The organism is Citrobacter sp. FP75 (assembly GCF_018342065.1).
Lineage (GTDB): Bacteria > Pseudomonadota > Gammaproteobacteria > Enterobacterales > Enterobacteriaceae > Citrobacter.
Map to the genome: position 1 here is coordinate 1 of NZ_JAFDOE010000008.1, position 24,569 is coordinate 24,569.

At 49.8% G+C, this 24,569-nt stretch carries 24 protein-coding genes; 13 read left to right on the top strand and 11 right to left on the bottom strand.

All coding sequences use genetic code 11. The features are described 5' to 3' along the window. Window positions 1-132 precede the first annotated feature (132 nt). On the bottom strand, window positions 133-636 hold the full coding sequence (gene mobB / locus JQ822_RS20585; protein ID WP_213135014.1) for a molybdopterin-guanine dinucleotide biosynthesis protein MobB: 504 nt from the start codon (window positions 634-636) through the stop codon (window positions 133-135). Continuing rightward, on the bottom strand, window positions 633-1,217 hold the full coding sequence (gene mobA / locus JQ822_RS20590; protein ID WP_213135015.1) for a molybdenum cofactor guanylyltransferase MobA: 585 nt from the start codon (window positions 1,215-1,217) through the stop codon (window positions 633-635). Before mobA ends, mobB begins: the two co-directional genes overlap by 4 nt. 69 nt (window positions 1,218-1,286) lie before the next feature. On the opposite strand from mobA, the gene JQ822_RS20595 reads away from it, so the two are divergent. The 3 genes from JQ822_RS20595 to dsbA all read left to right on the top strand — a co-directional run bounded on the left by JQ822_RS20595 (window position 1,287) and on the right by dsbA (window position 3,259). Then, on the top strand, window positions 1,287-1,556 hold the full coding sequence (locus JQ822_RS20595) for a YihD family protein (protein WP_042325406.1): 270 nt from the start codon (window positions 1,287-1,289) through the stop codon (window positions 1,554-1,556). 76 nt (window positions 1,557-1,632) lie between these two features. Continuing rightward, complete coding sequence (locus JQ822_RS20600; RefSeq protein WP_213135016.1) at window positions 1,633-2,619, top strand: serine/threonine protein kinase; 987 nt, start codon at window positions 1,633-1,635, stop codon at window positions 2,617-2,619. Window positions 2,620-2,635: 16 nt separating this feature from the next. Further along, a complete protein-coding gene (gene dsbA / locus JQ822_RS20605) occupies window positions 2,636-3,259 on the top strand; it encodes a thiol:disulfide interchange protein DsbA (protein ID WP_213135017.1) in 624 nt (207 codons plus the stop codon). Window positions 3,260-3,272: 13 nt separating this feature from the next. On the opposite strand, the gene JQ822_RS20610 is transcribed toward dsbA, so the two are convergent. Next, window positions 3,273-4,136 carry an acyltransferase gene (locus JQ822_RS20610; RefSeq protein ID WP_244849055.1) on the bottom strand — a complete coding sequence of 288 codons (864 nt, stop codon included), beginning with the start codon at window positions 4,134-4,136 and terminating at the stop codon, window positions 3,273-3,275. Here JQ822_RS20610 and JQ822_RS24465 point away from each other — a divergent pair. The 3 genes from JQ822_RS24465 (at window position 4,021) to JQ822_RS24705 (ending at window position 7,572) form a co-directional block, all read left to right on the top strand. Beyond that, a complete protein-coding gene (locus JQ822_RS24465) occupies window positions 4,021-4,356 on the top strand; it encodes a hypothetical protein (RefSeq protein ID WP_244849063.1) in 336 nt (111 codons plus the stop codon). The genes JQ822_RS20610 and JQ822_RS24465 overlap by 116 nt on opposite strands. Window positions 4,357-4,571: 215 nt before the next feature. Beyond that, window positions 4,572-7,358, top strand: coding sequence for a DNA polymerase I (gene polA, locus JQ822_RS20615; RefSeq protein ID WP_213135019.1), 2,787 nt, complete (start codon window positions 4,572-4,574; stop codon window positions 7,356-7,358). Between the two features lie 166 nt (window positions 7,359-7,524). Next, a complete protein-coding gene (locus tag JQ822_RS24705; RefSeq protein WP_071892919.1) occupies window positions 7,525-7,572 on the top strand; it encodes a spot 42 RNA, inhibition of DNA synthesis in 48 nt (15 codons plus the stop codon). Window positions 7,573-7,691: 119 nt separating this feature from the next. Here the strand turns inward: JQ822_RS24705 and yihA are convergent, their stop codons facing one another. Beyond that, window positions 7,692-8,324: a ribosome biogenesis GTP-binding protein YihA/YsxC gene (gene yihA / locus JQ822_RS20620; protein ID WP_213135020.1), complete on the bottom strand. Its 633-nt coding sequence runs from the start codon at window positions 8,322-8,324 to the stop codon at window positions 7,692-7,694. A gap of 227 nt (window positions 8,325-8,551) precedes the next feature. On the opposite strand from yihA, the gene JQ822_RS20625 reads away from it, so the two are divergent. The 3 genes from JQ822_RS20625 (at window position 8,552) to hemN (ending at window position 10,964) form a co-directional block, all read left to right on the top strand. Beyond that, the gene (locus JQ822_RS20625; RefSeq protein WP_213135021.1) at window positions 8,552-8,776 is read left to right on the top strand and encodes a hypothetical protein; all 225 of its coding nucleotides are present in this window, start codon (window positions 8,552-8,554) and stop codon (window positions 8,774-8,776) included. A 113-nt stretch (window positions 8,777-8,889) separates the two neighbouring features. Further along, a complete protein-coding gene (yihI, locus tag JQ822_RS20630) occupies window positions 8,890-9,402 on the top strand; it encodes a Der GTPase-activating protein YihI (RefSeq protein WP_244849053.1) in 513 nt (170 codons plus the stop codon). Between the two features lie 188 nt (window positions 9,403-9,590). Continuing rightward, complete coding sequence (gene hemN, locus JQ822_RS20635) at window positions 9,591-10,964, top strand: oxygen-independent coproporphyrinogen III oxidase (protein ID WP_213135022.1); 1,374 nt, start codon at window positions 9,591-9,593, stop codon at window positions 10,962-10,964. 81 nt (window positions 10,965-11,045) lie between these two features. Here the strand turns inward: hemN and JQ822_RS20640 are convergent, their stop codons facing one another. The 4 genes from JQ822_RS20640 to glnA form a co-directional block, all read right to left on the bottom strand. After that, entirely contained in the window at window positions 11,046-11,156 is a 111-nt protein-coding gene (locus JQ822_RS20640) for a YshB family small membrane protein (RefSeq protein ID WP_213135023.1), read from the bottom strand. Window positions 11,157-11,267: 111 nt separating this feature from the next. After that, window positions 11,268-12,677 (bottom strand): nitrogen regulation protein NR(I), encoded by a 1,410-nt coding sequence (gene glnG / locus JQ822_RS20645; RefSeq protein ID WP_213135024.1) that lies wholly within the window; start codon window positions 12,675-12,677, stop codon window positions 11,268-11,270. 11 nt (window positions 12,678-12,688) lie between these two features. After that, window positions 12,689-13,738 (bottom strand): nitrogen regulation protein NR(II), encoded by a 1,050-nt coding sequence (glnL, locus tag JQ822_RS20650; RefSeq protein ID WP_115259821.1) that lies wholly within the window; start codon window positions 13,736-13,738, stop codon window positions 12,689-12,691. 215 nt (window positions 13,739-13,953) lie between these two features. Continuing rightward, complete coding sequence (gene glnA / locus JQ822_RS20655; RefSeq protein WP_096758883.1) at window positions 13,954-15,363, bottom strand: glutamate--ammonia ligase; 1,410 nt, start codon at window positions 15,361-15,363, stop codon at window positions 13,954-13,956. 379 nt (window positions 15,364-15,742) lie between these two features. Here glnA and typA point away from each other — a divergent pair, with 379 nt between their 5' ends. The 4 genes from typA to JQ822_RS20675 all read left to right on the top strand — a co-directional run bounded on the left by typA (window position 15,743) and on the right by JQ822_RS20675 (window position 20,864). Continuing rightward, window positions 15,743-17,566, top strand: a complete 1,824-nt coding sequence (gene typA / locus JQ822_RS20660; protein ID WP_135323685.1) for a ribosome-dependent GTPase TypA — start codon at window positions 15,743-15,745, stop codon at window positions 17,564-17,566. 237 nt (window positions 17,567-17,803) lie between these two features. Next, the gene (locus JQ822_RS20665; RefSeq protein WP_213135025.1) at window positions 17,804-18,514 is read left to right on the top strand and encodes a GntR family transcriptional regulator; all 711 of its coding nucleotides are present in this window, start codon (window positions 17,804-17,806) and stop codon (window positions 18,512-18,514) included. An 8-nt stretch (window positions 18,515-18,522) separates the two neighbouring features. Continuing rightward, a complete protein-coding gene (locus tag JQ822_RS20670) occupies window positions 18,523-19,509 on the top strand; it encodes a sugar phosphate isomerase/epimerase family protein (protein ID WP_213135026.1) in 987 nt (328 codons plus the stop codon). A gap of 89 nt (window positions 19,510-19,598) precedes the next feature. Continuing rightward, entirely contained in the window at window positions 19,599-20,864 is a 1,266-nt protein-coding gene (locus tag JQ822_RS20675; RefSeq protein WP_213135027.1) for an MFS transporter, read from the top strand. A 70-nt stretch (window positions 20,865-20,934) separates the two neighbouring features. Here JQ822_RS20675 and ompL read toward each other — a convergent pair whose 3' ends face one another. From ompL to JQ822_RS20690, 3 genes are all read right to left on the bottom strand, one after another. Beyond that, the gene (gene ompL / locus JQ822_RS20680; RefSeq protein WP_213135028.1) at window positions 20,935-21,627 is read right to left on the bottom strand and encodes a porin OmpL; all 693 of its coding nucleotides are present in this window, start codon (window positions 21,625-21,627) and stop codon (window positions 20,935-20,937) included. A gap of 66 nt (window positions 21,628-21,693) precedes the next feature. After that, a complete protein-coding gene (locus JQ822_RS20685; RefSeq protein ID WP_213135029.1) occupies window positions 21,694-23,115 on the bottom strand; it encodes an MFS transporter in 1,422 nt (473 codons plus the stop codon). Between the two features lie 46 nt (window positions 23,116-23,161). Beyond that, the gene (locus JQ822_RS20690) at window positions 23,162-24,544 is read right to left on the bottom strand and encodes an MFS transporter (RefSeq protein WP_213135030.1); all 1,383 of its coding nucleotides are present in this window, start codon (window positions 24,542-24,544) and stop codon (window positions 23,162-23,164) included. Window positions 24,545-24,569: the final 25 nt, after the last annotated feature.

A 24,569-nucleotide genomic window follows, 5' to 3' on the forward strand; every position in this document is an offset into this window, starting at 1 on the left:
CCATGCGAGAGTAGGGAACTGCCAGGCATCAAATAAGTGAAGAAGCCCATCCTGCCGGATGGGCTTTTTTGCGTCTGCATTTTGGGGCATGCACTGCCGGATGGCGATGTAAACACCTTCTCCAGCCTACGGCTATCGTCCTACCCACTGCGTAACAAACTTTGCAATTTGCTGTATATCATTGATATCTAACAATGGGGCATCCACAGTGAGCGGGACATCACTGGCAACCGCGATAACATACTCATCCATCGCCAGCTCTTCAGGCGCGTGCCCGCAACCCTCGCGAAAAAGCAGGATCTTCGCGACAGGTTCGTGTTTAAAACCCTCCACCAGTACCAGATCCAGCGTTGAAGTATTCATTCGGCTCACCAGGTATGCTAAATCCAGCTCAGGCTCTTCCGGTGTTTCCGTCATCAACGCCCAGCGTTGCTGGCTGGCGACCAGCGTTTGTGCTGCTCCAGCTTTACGTAACTCATAGCTATCCTTGCCAGGTTTATCGACGTCCATATTGTGGTGGGTATGTTTAATTAATCCTGGGCGAATCCCTCTGGCACACAGTTCCGGGATCAGTTTTTTGAGCAGTGTGGTTTTTCCTGTGCCGCTCCATGCGGCAATACCGAGCAATGGGATCATGATTTATCCTGCCATTTGGCTAATTCTTCCGGCGTGTTCACGTTCACAAACGCATCTTTATGATCGCTAAAATCGACGGCGTGTCCGCCTGCCTGGCGCATAAAGACCATCACCCGTCGTTCGCCAGCCTGAAGATAGTCCTGCAGCAACGGCTGCATGGCTCTGTTCATCAGCGCAATGGTCGGGTGATCTCGTTCTCCATCATGCACCCACACCACTGGCGCATTTTTGCGCTGTTCTGCCAGTCGTGCGACCAGATTATGTGGGATATAAGGCATATCGCAGGGGCAGAATAAAAACCAGTCTCCTGCCTGCTGCAAAAATACCGACAGCATTCCAGCCAGCGGGCCCGGGAAATCAGCTAATGAATCGGGGATCACTTTCAGGCCGCTTTGCTGGTAAATATCCTGATGGCGATTGGCGTTAACCACTACGGTCTCGACCTGTAAGGCGAGAGCATCGGCGACATGCCGCCATAAAGGCTTACCGTCCAGCTCAAGCAGTCCTTTATCTGCTCCCCCCATCCGCCTGGCCTTACCGCCTGCCAGAACAACCCCTGTAATTGCACTATCCAGAATCACTGATATCGCCTCTTTTAATGTGGGATTGACCCTGCTAACGTATCTGTATTAAGCGTAAGGAGCACAACCATGAAATGTAAACGTCTGAATGAAGTTATTGAACTCCTCCAGCCAGCCTGGCAGAAAGAACCCGATCTTAACCTGATGCAATTTTTACAGAAACTGGCGAAAGAGTCAGGTTTTGACGGTGAACTGGCGGATTTAACTGATGACATTCTGATCTATCACCTGAAAATGCGTGACTCAGCGAAAGATGCGGTGATCCCAGGCATTCAGAAAGATTATGAAGAAGACTTTAAAACCGCACTACTGCGCGCACGTGGCGTAATTAAAGAGTAAAAGCTTGTAATCGCCGCCACCGAACGCGCTGCGAAATGATATCCTGAATCATTCGTAGTAATTTCCGGATGATGGGATGAATAACAACGCTTTTAATTTCCAGACGCTACACCCGGATACCATCATGGATGCGCTGTTTGAACAGGGGATCCGGGTGGATTCCGGGCTTACCCCGCTCAACAGCTATGAAAACCGTGTCTACCAATTCCAGGACGAAGATCGTCAACGCTTTGTCGTAAAGTTTTACCGTCCTGAGCGTTGGTCCGCCGATCAAATACAGGAAGAACATCAGTTTGCACTGGAGTTGGTGCGTGATGATGTGCCGGTTGCAGCGCCGATTGTGTTTAATGGCCAGACGTTATTGGGGCATCAGGGATTCCACTATGCAATATTCCCAAGTGTCGGGGGACGCCAGTTTGAAGCCGACAATATCGATCAAATGGAGTCGGTTGGCCGCTATCTGGGACGTTTGCACCAAACCGGGCGTAAGCAGCTTTTCGCTTTTCGACCGACCATTGACCTTGAAGAGTATCTGGTTGAACCGCGTAAACTTTTCGACAGTGCGCAGATTATTCCATCAGGGCAAAAGGCGGCTTTCCTGAAAGCAACAGATGCGCTTATCGCCGCGGTTACCGAACGCTGGCATACTCGTTTTGATCCCCTGCGCCTGCACGGTGACTGTCATGCCGGAAATATTCTCTGGCGCGATGGTCCGATGTTTGTCGATTTAGATGATGCCCGCAATGGCCCGGCCATTCAGGATTTATGGATGCTGCTTAATGGTGACAAAGCTGAACAACGTATGCAGCTTGAAACCATTATCGAAGCTTATGAAGAGTTTACTGAATTCGACATCGCTGAAATAGGACTCATTGAACCTTTACGCGCCATGCGTTTAGTTTATTATCTTGCCTGGTTGATTCGACGTTGGGCCGACCCTGCGTTCCCAAAAAACTTCCCGTGGTTAACCGGAGAAGATTACTGGCATCGTCAGACTGCGACCTTTATTGAGCAGGCAAAAATTCTGCAAGAACCCCCCTTGCAATTAACGCCAATGTATTAATCGGAGAGATTTGAACATGAAAAAAATATGGCTGGCGCTGGCTGGTATGGTTTTAGCTTTTAGCGCATCGGCAGCGCAGTTCCAGGATGGAAAGCAGTACATCACACTGGAAAAGCCTATTGCGGGTGAACCGCAGGTGTTGGAGTTCTTCTCCTTCTATTGCCCGCATTGCTACCAGTTTGAAGAAGTACTTCACGTGTCTGATAACGTGAAGAAAAAACTGCCGGAAGGCATCAAGATGACTAAATACCACGTTGAGTTTTTGGGACCTCTGGGTAAAGATCTGACCCAGGCGTGGGCTGTTGCTATGGCACTAGGGGTTGAAGATAAAGTTACGGTACCGTTGTTTGAAGCGGTACAGAAAACCCAGACCGTTCAGACTACCGCTGATATCCGTAAAGTATTTGTCGATGCGGGTATTAAAGGTGAAGATTATGATGCGGCATGGAATAGCTTTGTGGTGAAATCTCTTGTCGCGCAGCAAGAAAAAGCGGCAGCCGATCTGCAATTGCAGGGCGTTCCGGCGATGTTTGTTAATGGCAAATATCAGGTGAATCCGCAGGGCATGGATACCAGCAGCATGGATATCTTTGTACAGCAGTATGCTGATACCGTGAAATATCTGGTAGGTCAGAAGTAAACGAGAAAGCCGGTCAGAGACCGGCTTTTTTAGTTGAGGCTTTAAACGCATCTATTTGCGTATCTTTCTCGCCCCACAACATATTCAGCCACAGCTGAAATCGACGCTTAAACCCTTTATCGTTAACGTAATCACCGTGCAGTTCCTCTTTAACCGGTTCCAGATTCACCCGTACGACAATGCGCGTCAGCTTACCGCTCAGCATATCGTAGAAAGGATGACTGCTGTTTTCCGGATAACACAGCGTGACGTTCAGCAACTTATCAAACTGCGACCCTAAGACATTCAGCGCCATCGCAATACCGGCAGCTTTGGGCGGCAGCAGATTTTTATAAGGTGACCGGGTCTGCTGGCGTTTCTCCTGGGTGAACCGTGAACCTTCGACAAAATTAACGATAGTTGTCGGATGCACACGAAACTTCTCACAAGAAAGACGCGTCGTTTCCACATCTTTGCCACGTCGTTCAGGGTGGCGGAGTAAATAACCCCGTGAATAGCGCTTCATAAATGGCATATCCAGCGCCCAACACGCCAGGCCAATAAAGGGCACCCAGGCTAACTGCTGCTTAAGGAAGTATTTATTCATCGGGATGTGCTTACGAAACAGAACGCAGAGCACAACGATGTCGGCCCAGCTGTAGTGATTACAGATGAGCAGATACCAGTTTTTCTTGCTAAGACCTTCCAGTCCTTCAACATCCCACTTTAGCCGTGGATTAAGGTGCAGCAGTAGCGCCAGACCTTCACACCAGCAGTACATCATGAAATTACAGAACACGGAAACCTTGCGCCAGACGAAAGGTATGGGCAAAAGGAGTTTTACAATCCCGGCCAGGATGATCGGCACAGAACATAAAATCGTGACCAATATGGTCAATACGATACTCAGCAACAGCGTTATCGCGGCGAGTATTCTCGTCATAATTAAATTATTCAAAAGGTTAGCCATAGATAGTGCGCTAAAAGGGCGCAAGGGACTGATTTTATCAGAAAACGGACCAAATGATGGATCTTCGCTGAATAGAAAAAAAGGTAATATCTATCCACATCCCGATATAAGCCGGAAAGATGATATAAAATTCTGCGGCGTTAAATAATGCAATGAAAAATAAGGTAAATTACCATGATGTATAAATTATCTTGTGGCATAAAAAGGGTTGAAAATTATTTATTCACAAACTTATCCACAACTCACTTTGCGAACACCCCAGAAGATCTGCAAAAGTTTTTCGACAAATGCCGTGAAAAACTCATGTTTTCATCCTGTCTGTGGCATCCTTTACCCATAATCTGATAAACAGGCACGGACATTATGGTTCAGATCCCAGAAAACCCACTTATCCTTGTAGATGGCTCATCTTATTTGTATCGCGCATACCATGCGTTTCCACCGCTGACCAATAGCGCAGGAGAGCCTACTGGCGCGATGTACGGTGTCCTCAACATGCTGCGTAGCTTGATTTTGCAATATAAGCCGACGCATGCGGCGGTGGTATTCGACGCCAAGGGTAAAACCTTCCGTGATGAATTATTCGAACACTACAAATCGCATCGTCCGCCCATGCCAGACGACCTACGTGCGCAGATTGAACCTCTACACGCCATGGTAAAAGCAATGGGGTTACCGCTGCTGGCTGTCTCAGGTGTGGAAGCGGACGACGTTATCGGTACGCTGGCGCGTGAAGCGGAGAGTGTCGGCCGTCCGGTGCTAATCAGTACCGGTGATAAAGACATGGCTCAGCTGGTGACGCCGAATATTACTCTCATCAACACGATGACCAATACGATCCTCGGCCCGGATGAGGTGGTGAATAAGTACGGCGTGCCGCCGGAACTGATTATCGACTTCCTGGCGCTGATGGGGGACTCCTCCGATAACATTCCAGGTGTGCCAGGCGTGGGCGAAAAGACGGCGCAGGCGTTACTTCAGGGTTTGGGAGGGCTGGACACGCTCTATGCTGAATCAGACAAAATAGCAGGCCTGACGTTCCGTGGTGCAAAAACCATGGCCGGCAAGCTCGAGCAGAATAAAGAGGTGGCATACCTCTCTTATAAGCTGGCAACCATCAAAACAGATGTCGAGCTGGAATTAGCCTGCGAGCAGCTGGAAGTACGAGAACCCGCAGCAGACGAGCTGTTAAGTCTGTTCAAACAATATGAGTTCAAGCGTTGGGTTACTGATGTTGAAGCCGGAAAATGGCTGCAGGCGAAAGGAACGAAACCGGCGGCAAAACCACAGGAAACCATCGTCATTGATGAAACGCCTGAGGAACCTGCTACCGTTATCTCGTACGATAACTATGTGACGATTCTGGACGAAGTGACGCTGGAAGCGTGGATTGCGAAGCTGAAAAAAGCGCCGGTCTTTGCCTTCGATACAGAAACGGACAGCCTGGATAACATCTCTGCGAATCTGGTGGGGCTCTCGTTCGCCATTGAACCAGGCGTAGCTGCGTATGTCCCTGTCGCGCATGACTATCTGGATGCTCCCGATCAGATTTCCCGCGACCGTGCGCTGGCTCTGTTGAAGCCGCTGCTGGAAGATGAAAAAGCGCATAAAGTTGGGCAAAACCTGAAGTATGATCGCGGTATCCTGGCAAACTACGGTATTGAATTGCGCGGTATCGTCTTTGATACCATGCTCGAATCCTACATTCTCAACAGCGTCGCCGGGCGACACGATATGGACAGCCTCTCTGACCGCTGGCTGAATCATAAAACCATCACCTTTGAAGAGATCGCCGGGAAAGGCAAAAACCAGCTGACCTTTAACCAGATTGCACTGGAAGAAGCCGGTCGTTATGCAGCGGAAGACGCCGACGTCACGCTACAGCTGCATCTGAAAATGTGGCCAGAGCTGCAAAAACATAAAGGGCCGCTAAACGTCTTCGAGAATATCGATATGCCGCTGGTCCCGGTCCTGTCCCGCATAGAGCGTAACGGTGTCAAAATCGATCCTGCCGTATTGCACAAGCATTCAGCAGAGCTGACGCTGCGTTTGAACGAGCTGGAGCAAAAAGCGCACGAGATAGCCGGGGAAGCGTTTAACCTCTCCTCAACCAAGCAGTTGCAAACCATTCTGTTTGAAAAGCAGGGCATTAAACCGCTGAAGAAAACGCCAGGTGGTGCACCATCAACATCGGAAGAAGTGCTGGAAGAGTTAGCGCTGGATTATCCGCTGCCGAAGGTGATTCTGGAATATCGTGGGTTGGCAAAATTGAAGTCTACCTATACGGATAAGCTTCCGTTGATGATCAACCCCAAAACCGGACGCGTGCACACCTCTTATCATCAGGCTGTCACGGCGACCGGGCGTTTGTCCTCTACCGATCCTAACCTGCAAAATATTCCGGTGCGTAATGAAGAAGGACGCCGTATCCGCCAGGCGTTTATCGCGCCAGAAGACTACGTGATTGTCTCGGCGGACTACTCGCAAATTGAACTGCGCATTATGGCGCACCTCTCGCGTGATAAAGGGCTGCTTACCGCCTTTGCCGAAGGGAAAGACATTCACCGCGCAACGGCCGCAGAAGTCTTTGGTTTACCGCTTGATTCCGTAACCAGTGAACAGCGCCGCAGCGCGAAGGCTATTAACTTTGGTCTGATCTACGGCATGAGCGCCTTCGGTCTTGCGCGCCAGTTGAATATTCCTCGCAAAGAAGCGCAGAAGTATATGGATCTCTACTTTGAGCGCTACCCTGGTGTTCTGGAATATATGGAACGCACGCGTGCGCAGGCAAAAGAGCAAGGGTATGTTGAAACCCTGGAAGGGCGTCGCCTCTATTTACCGGATATTAAATCCAGTAATGGTGCGCGTCGTGCCGGAGCTGAGCGCGCGGCAATTAACGCCCCGATGCAGGGCACTGCTGCAGATATTATCAAACGCGCCATGATTGCTGTGGATGGATGGTTACAAACCGAGCAGCCTCGCGTGCGCATGATCATGCAGGTGCACGATGAACTGGTGTTTGAAGTGCACAAAGATGACCTGGAAAGCGTCTCGAAAAAGATCCATCAGTTGATGGAGAACGGAACGCGGATTGATGTGCCGTTGCTGGTGGAAGTCGGAAGCGGCGAAAACTGGGATCTGGCGCACTAGTGGTTTGCTGAATAACGCGCTCTTTTCGTAACTAAGCAACATAAGCGAGCACTTTTTGTGATGACCATTAGAATTCCCTATGTCGGGAATGAAAAAAAATTACAAAAAGTGCTTTCTGAGCTGCTTAAAAAAGAGTAAAGTTATTCGCGTAGGGTACAGAGGTAAGATGTTCTATCTTTCAGACCTTTTACTTCACGTAATCGGATTTGGCTGAATATTTTAGCCGCCCCAGTCAGTAATGACTGGGGCGTTTTTTATTGTGCGAAAGAAAGATTTCGCACATGCTGTAGACCGGATAAGACGCGCAGCGTCGCCATCCGGCATATCAGTGGATTACTCCCCGTCCTGCGCCTCTTCAATCGGTGCCAGTTCACTAAACCAGCTATCCAGTTTCTGACGCAGTTTATCCACGCCCAGCTTTTTCAGCGATGAGAATGCTTCTACCTGCACATCGCCATTAAACGCCAGCACGGCTTCACGCACCATATTTAGCTGCGCTTTGCGCGCACCGCTGGCCAGTTTGTCCGCTTTGGTCAGTAATACCAGTACCTGAACGTTGCTCTCAACTGCCCACAGGATCATCTGCTGATCGAGATCTTTCAGAGGATGGCGAATATCCATCAGTATGACCAAACCTTGCAGACTCTGGCGTTTTTCCAGGTACTCAGCCAGTGCGCGCTGCCATTTGCGCTTCATCTCTTCCGGTACTTCTGCATACCCGTATCCCGGTAAGTCAACCAGACGCTTACCGTCAACCACTTCAAACAAGTTGATGAGCTGAGTACGGCCCGGCGTTTTAGACGTACGCGCCAGACCCTTTTGATTTGTCAGGGTATTCAGTGCACTGGATTTGCCTGCGTTGGAACGGCCAGCAAAAGCCACTTCAATTCCCGTATCGGAAGGTAAATGGCGAATATCAGGCGCACTCATCACAAAATGCGTCTGTTGATAATTCAAGTTAGTCAACGTGGTCGTCTCCATCAATCAAGGCTTTGCAGCGATTATACCTGAACACCAGCAAAAGGCGGATTTTTCGACGCGCGGGTTATGTAAGTTAAAACCACGTGCTTTGTGAGACATTGCCGATAGTATTTATGCGAGATGAGAGAGTGAATATCAATACATGTTAAATAAATCATAGAGTTATAATTGAGTAGTATTCTGAAAAGCCGAAACTGTTAAGTCGGCTACTTGTGCGTGTAACCCAAAAGAGTAAAGTAGCGTCCATAGCGAGGGAGCTAACAGGATACACGACTCAGGATGAGGGTCAGGAGCGCCAGGAGGCGAAGACACAGGATTGTCAGGAAGACAAACGTCCGGAGACGTTAGTAAAAGGAAATGGAAACAACACGGAATGTTTCTGGCTAAGGGAAAAACAGGGTGTGTTGATAGCCGACATGGATTGTAGGGCCCGTTAAGGGTTGAGAGTCAGGAAAAAAGGCGGCAGATTACTCTGTCGCCTTTTTTCTTTATTTCTGCTAGATTCCGGCGCAAATATATACTGAATAAAAACAGCCAAAGACGAATCATTATGAAATCAACTTCTACACCACGCGGTAAAGGTCCTGCAAAAGCGCGTCGTAAAACACGCGAAGAAATTAACCTGGAAGCTCGCGACCGTAAGCGCCAGAAAAAACACCGTGGTCTTGCGGCAGGTAGTCGTGCGGCCGGCAGCGACGGCGCATCAGGTGGCGGAAACCAAAATAAGCACAAAGATCCTCGTATTGGCAGTAAAACTCCCATTGCATTGGGTGTGACCGAAAAGGTCACCAAACAGCACAAACCGAAGAGTGAGAAACCTATGCTTTCACCGCAGGCTGAGTTGGATTTACTGGAAACGGATGAGCGCCTGGATGCGCTGCTGGAACGTCTTGAAGCTGGAGAGGCTCTGAGCGCTGAAGATCAGGCCTGGGTGGATGCCAAGCTGGATCGCATTGATGAGCTGATGCAGAAACTGGGTCTCTCTTACGATGATGACGAAGACATCGATGAAGAGGATGAAAAACAGGAAGACATGATGCGCCTGCTGAAGGGTGGCAACTAACGGTTTTGTACCGTGGGTCTTCCCGTCCTGCTTATAACCCTTCCGGTTATATGTTATCTGGTGTGGTTATTCGTTAAACTACAGCGATTGTCGCGGCGCCAAAAGTGGCTGCGCAACCGGCTTATCACCCGCAGTGGAGGTAAGCCGGTACGCCGTACCCGCCAGAAACGCCATCGGAAGGAGTGAGTATGTCTGAGCAGTTAATCGACTGGGACCTGGCCCTGATCCAGAAATATAACTATTCCGGGCCACGATATACCTCGTACCCGACCGCGCTGGAGTTTTCCGCAGACTACGATGCCGAGGCATTTCTGCAAGCCGTAGCGCGTTACCCTGAACGTCCACTCTCTTTGTACGTCCATATCCCGTTCTGCCACAAACTGTGTTACTTCTGCGGCTGCAACAAAATTGTGACCCGTCAGCAGCATAAAGCCGATCAATACCTGGATGCCTTAGAACAAGAAATTATTCATCGTGCGCCGCTGTTTGCCGGTCGTCATGTCAGCCAGTTGCACTGGGGCGGCGGTACGCCAACCTATTTGAATAAAGCGCAAATCAGCCGCTTAATGACGCTGCTGCGTGATAACTTCGACTTTAACACGGATGCAGAAATCTCGATCGAAGTCGATCCGCGTGAAATCGAGCTGGATGTGCTCGATCATTTACGTGCTGAAGGCTTTAACCGCCTGAGCATGGGGGTGCAGGACTTCAACAAAGAAGTTCAGCGCCTGGTAAACCGTGAGCAGGATGAAGAGTTTATCTTTGCGCTGCTTAATCATGCACGTGAGATCGGTTTTACCTCCACGAATATTGACTTGATTTACGGTCTGCCAAAACAGACGCCGGAAAGCTTTGCCTTCACCCTGAAGCGTGTGGCTGAGCTGAACCCCGATCGCCTGAGCGTTTTTAACTATGCGCACCTGCCCACGCTTTTTGCCGCACAGCGTAAGATCAAAGATGCTGACCTGCCAAGCGCGCAACAGAAGCTGGATATTCTGCAGGAGACCATCTCTTCGCTGACCGAAACGGGCTATCAGTTCATCGGGATGGATCACTTTGCCCGTCCGGATGACGAGCTGGCGATTGCCCAGCGTGAGGGTGTTCTGCACCGTAATTTCCAGGGCTATACCACCCAGGGCGATACCGACCTGCTGGGCATGGGCGTTTCCGCCATCAGTATGATTGGTGACAACTACGCGCAAAACCAAAAAGAGCTGAAGCACTATTATCAGCAGGTGGACGAGCAGGGTAATGCGCTGTGGCGCGGAATTGCCCTGACCCGCGATGACTGTATTCGCCGGGATGTCATTAAGCTGCTGATCTGCAACTTCCGTCTCGACTACGCCGCTATAGAACAGCAGTGGGATCTAAGCTTTGCTGACTATTTTGCCGAAGACCTGAAACTGCTGGCGCCGCTGGCGAAAGATGGGCTGGTGGACGTGAGTGAGAAGGGGATTCAGGTGACGGCAAAAGGTCGTCTGCTGATCCGCAATATTTGCATGTGTTTTGATGCTTACCTGCGCCAGAAAGCGCGGATGCAGCAGTTCTCGCGGGTCATTTAGCGGTTCGCCGGATGGCGCTTCGCTTGTCCAGCCTACGGTGATGTAGATCCGGTAAGCGAAGCGCCACCGGGCGGTGCTTGTTCAGCTAAATAGCCCAACCAGTACCGCACACAGCACTGCGGCAACCGCAGTTTGTGGCGTATGGCTGTCAACCGAGCCGCTCGACAGCAGATTAATAATTGATTCCAGCATGATGGCTTCCCCCGTTTTCCGGGCACGATCATACTTAACTCATCGGAACAGTAAAGCTCAAAATAGCAGCACTTTGCGCTCAATTATCAATCTTTACACAGCGACAATCTCTCACTCCATACCGAGTTCTTTTAACTTACGCGTCAGGGTATTACGCCCCCAGCCGAGTAAGCGCGCCGCTTCCTGTTTATGGCCCTGAGTATGACGCAATGCGGTAGTTAACAGCGTGCGTTCCATTTCAGGCTGCGCTTCGGAGAGTAAGTTTTGATGACCGGAACGTAATGCCCGGTCAGCCCACTGTGCCAACAGGGTTGCCCAACTATCAGGCTGCATATGTGAAGGCGCGTCCGGAACGGTCGCTTCAAACAGTTCAGCCGGTAGGTCCTGAATCAGTACTTCCTGCCCGGCGGCCATCACGGTTAACCAGCGGCAGGTGTTCTCAAGTTGGCGAACGTTGCCCGGCCAGGCCAGACGCGTCAGCGCGGCCTCAGTTTCAGGGTGTAGCTGCTTGGCTTCCACTCCCAGTTCGTGAGCGGCTTCCTGCAAGAAATGACGCGCCAGGCGCGGGATGTCTTCCCGTCGCTCGCGCAGCGGCGGCAAATGGACGCGAATGACGTTCAGCCGGTGGAATAAGTCTTCGCGGAACTTGCCTTCCTGCACGCGCAGTTCCAGGTTCTGGTGCGTGGCCGCGATAATGCGCACGTCCACCTTCACTGGCGCATAGCCGCCGACGCGGTAAAACTGTCCGTCGGCTAACACACGCAATAATCGCGTTTGCACGTCCAGCGGCATATCACCAATTTCATCGAGAAACAGCGTGCCGCCATCAGCCTGTTCGAAACGTCCCTGACGAATGGTATTGGCACCGGTAAATGCGCCTTTCTCGTGACCAAACAGTTCAGATTCGATTAAATCCTTCGGAATAGCCGCCATGTTAAGGGCGATAAACGGCGATTTGGCGCGCGGGCTGTGACGGTGCAGAGCGTGAGCGACCAGCTCTTTACCGGTCCCGGACTCGCCGTTGATCAGGACGCTAATCGAAGAGCGGGAAAGCCGGCCAATAATGCGAAAGACATCCTGCATCGCGGGCGCTTCACCAATGATATCGGTGGTTGGGCCGTTGATCTGAATATTACGCGGCTGCTGCTGTTCCTGATAATGGCTAATGGCGCGCTCGACCAGCGCAACGGCCTCGTCAATATCAAACGGTTTGGGCAGATAATCAAACGCCCCTTGCTGGTAGGCGCTGACGGCGGCGTCCAGATCGGAGTGCGCTGTCATTATGATGACCGGAAGCATTGGATGGCGCTGTTTAATCTGTTTTAGCAGCGTCAGACCGTCCATCCCCGGCATGCGGATATCCGACAACAGCACGTCCGGCGTTTTGCTGGCGAGCGCGTCCAGTACCTCTTTTCCGCTTTCAAATGTGGTGCAGTTGAGTCCTGCCCCTGCGAGCGCACGTTCAAGCACCCAACGGATGGAACTATCGTCATCAACGACCCAGACTATTCCTCGTTGCATAAACGTCACCTCTATTTCCTGATAGGCAGGTAAACCGAAAACTCGGTATGACCCGGCCAACTGGTAAATTCAATTTTGCCGGAATGTTGATCAATCAAATTACGGGCGATGGATAATCCCAGCCCGGTTCCCCCCTCGCGTCCGCTGACCATTGGGTAGAACAGCGTATCCTGCAAATGTGGAGGAATACCCGGACCGTTATCCTCAACGTCAATACGCGCCGCCAGGCGGTAACGCATGCCGTGCAGTGTGAGTTGAAACGCGGTGCGGGTGCGCAGAATAATCTCACCGCCTTCCGGTCCCAGTGCCTGGAGTGCATTACGCACGATATTCAGCAGAACCTGTTCTATCTGGTCGGGATCGTGCAGAATTTCTGGCAGACTTGGGTCGTAATCGCGGATTAGCGTGACGTTTTCCGGGAGCTCCATAGAAACCAGCGCCACGACGCGCTCTGCCACTTTATGAATACTTTCCGTGATATGCATTCCGGGCTGCTGCGGCCCCAGCAGGCGGTCGACCAGGTTACGCAGGCGGTCCGCCTGCTCAATAATAACCTGGGTATATTCCTTTAGTGCCGGGTCCGGGAGCGCTTTACTCAGTAGTTGCGCCGCACCGCGTAATCCACCCAATGGGTTTTTAATTTCATGCGCCAGACCGCGCACCAGATCGCGGGCGGCTATTTGCTGGGCATGCTGGAGCTGTTCCTGACTCAGACGGCGCTGGTTATCCATGGGTGCCATCTCCAGCAGGATCAGGCCATCAGGCAGCCTCTGTGCGGTCACAGAGAGGATATGCGAGTGGCTATCTATCACCAGCGTCACTTCGTTGTCTGTGAAGCCCTGGCCCGCTTCCAGGCTCTCTCGCATCAGCCCGATGTTTAATGAGAAATAACTCAGCAGTTCAGAAAGCGGCGTGCCGAAGAGTTTGCGAGAACTTTGGGCAAGCAGTTGCTGTGCCGCGGGATTGGCGTAATGCACCGCCAGCTCATCGTCGACAAGTAAAATGCTGTTAATTAACGAATTGAGGATCTGCCCAGCATCGGGCAGCGTGCCGGTTGCCATTCAGCAGTCTCCTGAAAAAGGTTGCACCAATTTAGTGCATTATAGCTTTTTACGCATAAAAAACGCGAGAAAGCAGGTTGTCAGTGGAGAAAAAAGCCCATCGTGTGATGGGCTACAGATGACTGGCAAACGCAGATGCCGGATGGCGTCCTATCATTCGCCATCGATCTCAAGCCTGCCTGAGCAGGCTAAAAGTTCCACGGCAACTCAAACGATTAAACGCTGTAGTACAGCTCAAACTCTACCGGGTGCGGCGTCATGCGCACGCGGTCATCTTCTTCGCGACGCAGCGTAATGTACGCATCGATCGCTTCATTGGTGAACACGCCGCCCGCAGTCAGGAACTCGCGGTCCAGATCCAGTTCGTTCAGTGCTTCTTCCAGAGAGCCAGCAACCTGTGGGATCTCTTTCGCTTCTTCCGGCGGCAGGTCGTACAGGTTTTTGTCCATTGCTTCACCTGGGTGGATCTTGTTCTTGATACCATCAAGACCGGCCATCAGCAGCGCAGCAAAGCACAGGTATGGGTTAGCAGCCGGGTCCGGGAAGCGCACTTCGATACGACGTGCTTTCGGTGACGCGACCACCGGGATACGGATGGAGGCAGAACGGTTACGGGCAGAGTAAGCCAGCATAACCGGTGCTTCGTAACCCGGGACCAGACGCTTGTAGGAGTTGGTGGTCGGGTTCGCCAGGGCGTTGATGGCTTTAGCGTGTTTGATAACGCCGCCGATGTAGAACAGCGCCTGCTCAGACAGACCTGCATATTTGTCACCGGAGAACAGGTTTACGCCATTCTTGGACAGGGACATGTGGCAGTGCATACCGGAACCGTTATCGCCGAACATCGGTTTTGGCATAAAGGTCGCGGTTTTACCGAAACGGTGTGCGACGTTGTGAACCACATATTTGTAGATCTGAATTTCGTCCGCTTTTTTGGTCATGGTGTTAAAGCGGGTGGCGATTTCGTTCTGACCCGCGGTCGCCACTTCGTGGTGATGCGCTTCAACAACCAGGCCCATCTCTTCCATGACCAGACACATGGTAGAACGGATGTCCTGTGAAGAATCGACCGGAGGAACCGGGAAGTAACCGCCTTTCACGCCAGGACGGTGACCTTTGTTTCCACCTTCGTATTTGGTGGAAGAGTTCCATGCGCCTTCGATGTCATCGATAGCCACGTGGGAACCGGAAATAGAGCTGCCGAAACGGATGTCGTCGAACAGGAAGAATTCTGGCTCTGGCCCGAACAGCACGGTGTCTGCAATGCCGGTAGCACGCAGGTATTCTTCAGCGCGTTTAGCGATAGAACGCGGGTCGCGGTCATAGCCCTGTAGCGTACCGGGTTCCAGGATATCGCAACGGATGATCAGGGTAGATTCTTCAAAGAACGGGTCAATGAGTGCAGTAGAAGCATCTGGCATCAAAACCATGTCTGATTCGTTAATGCCTTTCCAGCCACCGATTGAGGAGCCGTCAAACATTTTGCCTTCTTCAAAGAATTCGGCATTTACCTGATGAGCAGGAATCGTGACGTGCTGTTCTTTACCTTTAGTGTCAGTGAAGCGCAAATCAACAAACTTCACTTCGTGTTCGTTCAGCATCGTCAAAACGTGTTCAGCGGACATACTTACTCTCCCGGATTGGTCATTGTCGTCGTGGTAACGAGGTCTTCAATTCTGCAAAAATTGGCCGTGTCGCCGTAAAAAATATAAAGCGAAATCTGTGCCAACTTTTAAATTGCCCCCAAAAGGCGTTATCATGCGCACTATCGTGCAAAGGGGTTGCACCATGAAGGTTGTATTGCACCATTATAGTGCTTTAATGTGAACATTAAGCACCATATTGGTGCAATTAACATGAGATTATCCCTTTTAACGCTCCGTGAATGTGATCACAAAGAAACTCTGCAATACTTGTTTGCGGAGGATGTTTGTGATCCTGTTTTGTACTGCGATTAATCCGTGTACAATAACGCGCTATTTCTAAAATGCCTGAGGCAAAGTTGTGATCGAAAATTTGCGTAACATCGCCATCATCGCGCACGTAGACCATGGTAAAACCACCCTGGTAGACAAGCTGCTCCAACAATCCGGTACGTTCGACTCTCGTGCCGAAACCCAAGAGCGCGTGATGGACTCCAACGATTTGGAGAAAGAGCGTGGGATTACCATCCTCGCTAAAAACACCGCTATCAAGTGGAATGACTACCGTATCAACATCGTTGATACCCCGGGACACGCCGACTTCGGTGGCGAAGTTGAACGTGTAATGTCCATGGTAGACTCCGTACTGCTGGTGGTTGATGCAATGGACGGTCCGATGCCGCAGACGCGCTTCGTGACCAAAAAAGCCTTTGCTCATGGCCTGAAGCCAATTGTTGTTATCAACAAAGTTGACCGTCCTGGCGCGCGTCCTGACTGGGTTGTTGATCAGGTGTTCGACCTGTTCGTAAACCTCGACGCAACCGACGAACAGCTGGACTTCCCGATCGTTTACGCTTCAGCGCTGAACGGTATCGCAGGTCTGGATCACGAAGATATGGCGGAAGACATGACCCCGCTGTATCAGACTATCGTTGACCGTGTACCGGCTCCGAACGTTGACCTTGATGGCCCGCTGCAGATGCAAATCTCCCAGCTGGACTACAACAACTACGTTGGCGTTATCGGCATCGGTCGTATCAAACGCGGTAAAGTTAAACCGAACCAGCAGATCACTATCATTGATAGCGAAGGCAAAACTCGCAACGGTAAAGTCGGTAAAGTTCTGACCCATCTGGGTCTTGAGCGTATCGAGAGCGACGTTGCAGAAGCGGGCGACATCATTGCGATCACCGGTCTGGGCGAACTGAACATCTCCGACACCATCTGCGATCCGCAGAATGTTGAAGCGCTGCCGGCGCTGTCTGTTGATGAACCGACCGTTACCATGTTCTTCAACGTCAACACCTCTCCGTTCTGCGGTAAAGAAGGTAAGTACGTTACTTCTCGTCAGATCCTTGATCGCCTGAAAAAAGAACTGGTACACAACGTTGCGCTGCGCGTTGAAGAAACGCCGGATGCAGACGCATTCCGCGTGTCTGGCCGTGGTGAACTGCACCTGTCCGTTCTGATTGAAAACATGCGTCGTGAAGGTTTCGAGATGGCGGTTTCCCGTCCGAAAGTTATCTTCCGCGAAATCGATGGCCGTAAACAAGAGCCGTTCGAAAACGTAACGCTGGACGTCGAAGAGCAGCACCAGGGTTCTGTCATGCAGGCACTGGGCGAGCGTAAAGGCGACCTGAAAAACATGAATCCAGATGGCAAAGGCCGCGTACGTCTTGACTACGTGATCCCAAGCCGTGGTCTGATCGGCTTCCGTTCAGAATTCATGACCATGACCTCCGGTACCGGTCTGCTGTACTCCACATTCAGCCACTACGACGACGTGCGTGCAGGTGAAGTGGGACAGCGTCAGAACGGTGTTCTGATCTCCAACGGCCAGGGTAAAGCAGTAGCGTTTGCACTGTTCAGCCTGCAGGATCGCGGTAAGCTGTTCCTGGGTCACGGTGCAGAAGTTTACGAAGGCCAGATCATCGGTATTCACAGTCGTTCTAACGACCTGACTGTAAACTGCCTGACCGGTAAGAAGCTGACCAACATGCGTGCTTCTGGTACTGATGAAGCAACCACGCTGGTTCCAGCGCAGAAAATGACTCTGGAGCAGGCTCTGGAATTCATCGATGATGATGAACTGGTAGAAGTCACGCCGACGTCTATCCGTATCCGTAAACGTCACCTGACTGAAAACGATCGTAAACGTGCGAATCGTGGTCCGAAAGAAGACTAATTAGCGCGCTTTAATGACAAGACCCTGCCTTACGAGGCGGGGTTTTTTTTGCCCGTAATCCCTGGTTTCAGGCGGGTTTACGTGGATTCCCTGCCTTGCGAAATATTCTTTCCTCAAGATGTCTGCCTTAAGAGAGCCTGGTCACAAATCTTTCTAAAGCTCAACGCGGTTGTTTGCTTTCTTTTTTATCGTCAGCGTATGATTGGGTTATCTGGTTTAAACCAAGTGGATTAAACAATGACAAGTAATCAGTCGACCGTTGAGAATGCGAAAGAGAAGTTAGATCGTTGGTTAAAAGATGGCATCACCTCCCCTGGCGGAAAACTGCCCTCAGAAAGAGAGTTGGGAGAGTTGCTGGGGATCAAGCGCATGACGCTACGCCAAGCGCTATTAAACCTCGAGTCTGAATCCAAAATCTTTCGTAAAGATCGCAAGGGATGGTTCGTCACGCAGGCACGCTTTAACTACAGCCCGGAATTATCAGCAAGCTTTCAGCGCGCAGCGCTTGAGCAGGGTAGAGAGCCTTCCTGGGGATTTATTGAGAAAAGCCGGGTTTCTCAGTACCCGGAAGTTGCCGCACCACTGGTGTCAGCAACGCCATCTGATGAACTGTATCGGATAACGGGCTGGGGAGCGCTGGAAGGTCATAAAGTTTTCTACCATGAAACGTTTATCAACCCGAAAGTTGCGCCAGGCTTTATTGAGCAGCTTGAAAGTCAGTCATTTTCTTCCGTATGGGAAAATGAATATAAAAAAGAAACCGTAATCAAAAAACTGGCTTTTAAACCCGTCAGAATGGCCGGTGACATTAGTAAGTTTATTGGTGGTTCTACCGGGATGCCCGCCATTCTTATTGAAAAACACCGGGCTGACCGCGATGGCAACATCGTACAAATAGATATTGAGTATTGGCGATTTGAAGCAGTTGATCTCTTCATTAACTTGTAGGTACGTTTATGGTCACTAAAGATAATGCACATAAAATTCTGGCGCGTGTAGATAGTCTTCCTCTTTATCTTCACGCTTATGCTTATCATTTGAATATGCGTGTTGAACGTATATTACCGAATGATTTATTAGACATTGCCAGTGAAAATAATTTACGCGGCGTGAAAATTCACGTTCTTGATGGTGAACGTTATTCTCTTGAAAAGATGAATAACAATGAACTGTCAGCGTTTGGTGATAAAGCGCGTAAGCTGCAACTGGATATTCATATTGAGACCAGTTCCTCAGATAAAAAAGCCATAGATCAGGCCGTATCTATTGCATTAAAAACCGGCGCTTCTTCCGTAAGATTTTACCCGCGCTACGAAGGTAATCTTCAGGAAGTACTTGCAACAATTACGCAGGACATCAAATATTTACGCGATAGCTATCGGGATAGCGGACTGACCTTTACCTTAGAGCAACATGAAGACTTAAAGAGTCATGAACTGGTGTCACTTATTCAGAACAGTGACATGGAATCGCTCTCTTTACTGTTTGATTTTGCTAATATGATTAATGCCAATGAGCATCCGTTGGCGGCGTTAGACACAATGTCACCGCATATTACCCAGGTACACATTAAAGATGCGTTAATTATTAATGAGGACGCGGGACTGGGTCATAAAGCCTGTACCTCAGGTCAGGGGGATATGCCGTTTAAAGATCTGCTGACCAGGCTTATCTGTTTAGGTGATGAGAAACCGCAGGTAACGGCTTACGGGCTGGAAGAAGAAGTTGATTATTATGCTCCAGCATTTCGTTTTGAGAATGAAGGCGATAACCCCTGGATACCGTGGCGTCAGGTGAGTGAAACACCATTGCCTGAATCAGAGCTACTCGAAGAGCGTTTGTTTAAAGAAAAAAAAGATGCCATCCAACAATTACAATTTGTGCGTAGCACGCTACAACAAATTAAAAATGAGGCGCATCATATTCTAATTAATAAACGATAACTACTATATAAAAATTCATTATCCATTCCAGGTGAATGGCTCAGTCGTTATTTTCAAAAAATGATTTAAATAATCATTTAGGGGATGCTATGCTCGCAAAAAAGCAATGGGCACTTTTTAGCCTGTTAACATTGTGTGGCGGTACAATCTATAAATTACCCTCACTGAAAGATGCGTTCTATATTCCGATGCAGGAATACTTCCATCTGACTAACGGTCAGATTGGTAACGCGATGTCAGTAAACTCGTTTGTGACGACCGTGGGTTTTTTCTTATCTATTTATTTTGCAGATAAACTTCCACGTAAATATACCATGTCTTTTTCGCTCATTGCGACCGGGTTGTTGGGCGTCTATCTGACCACCATGCCAGGCTATTGGGGGATCCTCTTCGTCTGGGCGCTGTTTGGTGTCACCTGCGACATGATGAACTGGCCGGTGCTATTAAAGTCCGTCAGTCGACTTGGCACCAGTGAACAACAAGGGCGTCTGTTTGGCTTTTTTGAAACGGGTCGCGGCATTGTTGATACGATTGTGGCGTTTTCCGCATTGGCCGTCTTTGCCTGGTTTGGCAGCGGACTGTTGGGATTCAAGGCCGGTATCTGGTTCTACTCTGCCATTGTGATTATGGTCGGGATCATCATCTTCTTTGTTCTGAACGATAAAGAAGAAATCCCTGCGGCAAAAATCCATGGTGCTGAAGATGCACCTAAAAACCCGACTATGTCGTCGGTACTGAAGGATAAGACCATTTGGTTAATTGCCTTCAACGTCTTCTTTGTTTATGCCGTATATTGTGGATTAACATTCTTCATCCCGTTCCTGAAAAATATTTATATGCTGCCAGTTGCGCTGGTAGGTGCTTATGGGATTATCAACCAATACTGTCTGAAAATGGTCGGTGGCCCGATTGGGGGGATGATCTCGGATAAGATCCTGAAATCACCAAGTAAATACTTATGTTATACATTTATTATTAGCACAGTGGCACTGCTGCTGCTGATGGTTCTGCCACATGAAAGTATGCCGGTTTATTTAGGGATGGTGTGTACGTTGGGCTTCGGTGCCATCGTATTTACCCAGCGTGCCGTATTCTTTGCCCCGATTGGTGAAGCTAAAATTGCAGAGAACCAAACGGGTGCAGCAATGGCATTGGGTAGCTTTATTGGTTATGCCCCTGCGATGTTCTGCTTCAGCCTGTACGGGTATATTCTGGATTTGAACCCAGGGCTTATCGGCTACAAAATTGTGTTTGGCATTATGGCGTGTTTTGCCTTCTGCGGCGCGATTGTCTCCGTGATGTTGGTTAAACGGATTAGTGAAAGAAAGAAAATGCTGCAAACTGCAGAAGCGTGATGCGTTTCGCTATCGGATAGGACGAAAAAGCCGCTGAATATCAGCGGCCTTTGCGTTAGTAAGCTCATACTTAGAAGAAGTATTTTGCACCAATACGAATCTGATTTTGTTCGCGATGATAAGGTTCCACATTACGATCTAACCAGCGTAACTCAAGGTAGGGCAGCCAGTTTTCGTTGATGCGATATTTAAAGGTATTGGTAATTTCCCAGTGGTGATCTTTACCATTACTACTATTGAAGTCATTCACCCGTATAAAGTAGTGAGGCTCAAAAGTATAGGAAAACTTGTCCGTAATGCTGAAGTTCCAATAGTTGCCGATCTCATAGGTATCGTTGTTATCCAGATCACCATTTAAATCGGTTGAGCTGTAGTTATTATGGTTATACCGGTTACGTACTGTAAGATTAAACCAGGGCGTAAACTTATAGTTCACATCCAGATACACCGCCCCGCCAGAACCAATACTTTTATCGTTTATCAGTCCGCCTGGCTGGATAGTGAGTTTATCTGTTGGTTTGAATAATGGATACCAACCTTCTATTTCGTTATAGCCATGTTTTAACTCATCTTTACGTTGCATGGTGTAGGTGTTAGTGAGCATGATACCCGCGCCCATATCGGAGTTATAGCCAACGCGCAGCATGACCTCCATCTGATCGGACGCCAGATTATACGCCTCGCGGTTTTCCACATAGACACCAGCAAAAACAGAGGTGGAGACGACAGAGGATAAAAGAATTATTGTATTTAACTTTTTCATAGTAAATCCATTTTTTAAGCGTAGGGAAGCCGCCATCCATTGAGATGGAATAAGCGGCAATTATTTTTATACGTTTACAATAGAGGTGTTCTTTTTATTACTGCCAGTATCAGACTGATAGTTTTTTTTCTTCCGTTGAGTTATTTCATCGATAATGAAAGCAAAGCGTGTTTCATTAAGTTTATAAAATAATCCCATCGTGAAGGCTGCGATAATGGCGAGTCCGCAGGGCCAGAGAAAAATAAGCTGACGCAAACCGAGCAAGGTGGTCTCACTTTGAGCGATGTTGGGAATATAGCCGATTTGCGTCAGCATGATGCCTGGCAAGAAACCCGCCAGCGCAGCGGAGATTTTTCGCGAAAAGGTGTAACCCGTATAAACTGAACCCTCGGCGCGAATCCCCGTTTTCCATTCACCATAGTCAACCGTATCCGGGACCAGCGCCCAGTTCAGACTGTTAACAAAAGCGGTCCCGAAAAACGCCATGCATGAGAACGTGACAAATAAAAACGACGTCCCGCCCCAGAAAAAGTTCAGCACATCGCCGATAGCCCATAGCGCCAGACCGCCGAGGTATACCTGTTTTTTACCGAAGCGCTTCACGGTTGCGGGAACCAACAGCACACCGACCAGAATGCACCCCATGCTGAAAAAACCCATCCATGACAGCAGATGGATATCGTTGAGCACGTACTGGGTGTAATAGACCTGAATCGCCAGTTTGATGTTGAATGCCGCCAGCGTACACAAGTTGGCGATGCACAGTACTAACAGGGGAGGGTTATAGAAAATCGCGCGAAACGATTTGAGAATGCTGGGCTTATGATGATCCGGCATGATGTCGATATAGCGTTCTTTCACGCCGCTGAAACACCACCACATACTGAACAAACCACAAACAGAGAAGATCAGCGCGGCAATCAGATAGCCCAGCGAAGGCGAACGGGTAAAAAGCGCCTGAATCGGCATAAAGCCAACGGTACACAGTAAAAGGCCTACGGTAGCACCGCCCTGACGCCAGGCGGCAAGTTGGGCGCGTTCATGCGGGTTTTTAGTGATGGCAGGAACCATCGCCCCGTAGGAGCAGTTCATCAGGCTGTAAAACAGTCCGAACAGCATAAATAACACCGTCGCCAGCCCTGTTTTCACCGTCAGCGTAAAACTGGTGGCGAAAAATTGCGTACTGGCAACCAGGGCGACAGGAAACGATGCATATAAAATAAAAGGTCTGAATTTCCCTTTTGCGCCAATATTACGCCGCGAATCCAGCAATACACCGGTCAGCATATCGGTAAAGGCGGTGAAGAACTTCGCCACCAGAAAGATGATTCCACCGTACCAGGCTGGCATCCCGAGTTCATCGGTATAAAATTTAAGCAGATACAGCGTGCCAATACACAGCATCAAATTTGAGCCGAAGTCGCCCACTCCGTAGGCGAATTTTTCACGCAGGCTCAGTTTTAGCGTTAGCGGATCATGGTCAGACATAATCGCTCCTTAATAACGCCCCGTAGGGCGCTATTCATTATTATTATCAAACGGGTTGTTTACGCGCTTCTATCTCTTCAACGATGCGAACATACATCTTCTCGTTAAGGTTGTAGAAGCAGCCCATTGCTACGATGGTGATGACTGCCAGGGCACACGGATAAATAAAAATTAGCTGGCGTAAACCCTCGACGGTACCCGCCGATTGCACCACGTTGGGTACGTAGCCAATCTGCGTTAGCATCCAGCCGGGGAAGAAGCCGGCCAATGCCTGTGAGACTTTACGGAAGAAGGTAAAACCGGTGTATACCGTACCTTCAGAGCGTACGCCGGTGCGCCATTCGCCATATTCCACCGTGTCAGAGACCAGCGCCCAGTTCAGGCTGTTTACAAACGCCGAACCAAAGAAGGCCAGACAGGAGAAGGCGACAAAACTGACCGACCCGCCGCCAAAGAAGTAGTTGAGCAGATCGCCCGCCACCCAAATCAGCAGGCCGCCAATGTAGACTTTCTTCTTACCAAAACGTCTGACCATCCCCGGCATCAAAAACACGCCGATGAAGATACAACCCATGCTGAAAAAGCCCATCCAGGAGAGCAGGATCGGGTCGTTCAATACGTATTGGGTGTAATAAACCTGAATCGCCAGTTTGACGTTGAACGCGCCCAACGTGCAGAGATTGGCAACGCACAGAATAAACAGCGGGCGGTTACCGGCAATGGCGCGGAAGGATTGCAGTAATCCCGGTTTTTGCGTCGCATCCACCGGCTTCACTTCTACATAGCGCTCTTTCACACCGGCATAGCACAGCCACATAAACAGCAGGCCGAACAGTGAAAATAGCGTGGCGGCGAAGATATAACCCAGCTGCGAGTTGCCTTCGATCAGGTTCATCACCGGAACAAAACCCACGGTACACAGCAACAAACCGAGGGTTGCGCCGCCTTGCCGCCAGGCGGCCAGCGAGGCGCGTTCGTCCGGGTTTTTGGTAATGGCAGGAACCATCGCGCCGTAAGAACAGTTCATCATGCTGAAGAACAGCCCGTACAGCATAAACAGTACTGTCGCCATCACCGTTTTACCGGTTACCTCAAACGGCGTGCCGACAAAGTTGGCAATAGCTAAAAGCGTTACCGGAAAAGCCGCGTAAAGCACAAACGGACGGAATTTGCCTTTCGGACCGATTTTGCGGCGCGAATCGAGCATAATCCCGGTCCCCATATCGGTAAACGCGGTAAAGAACTTGGCGATAAGGAAAATGATGCCACCGTAAGTCCCCGGTAGACCAAGGACATCGGTATAAAACTTGAGTAAATAGAGCGTACCAATGTCCAGCAGGATATTGGAACCTAAATCACCCATCCCATAGGCGAGTTTTTCTTTAAAAGGTAAGCGTAGGGTTGCCGGATTGGCTGTATTCTGACTCATGATTATCCCTCATTTGCCCGCGAGT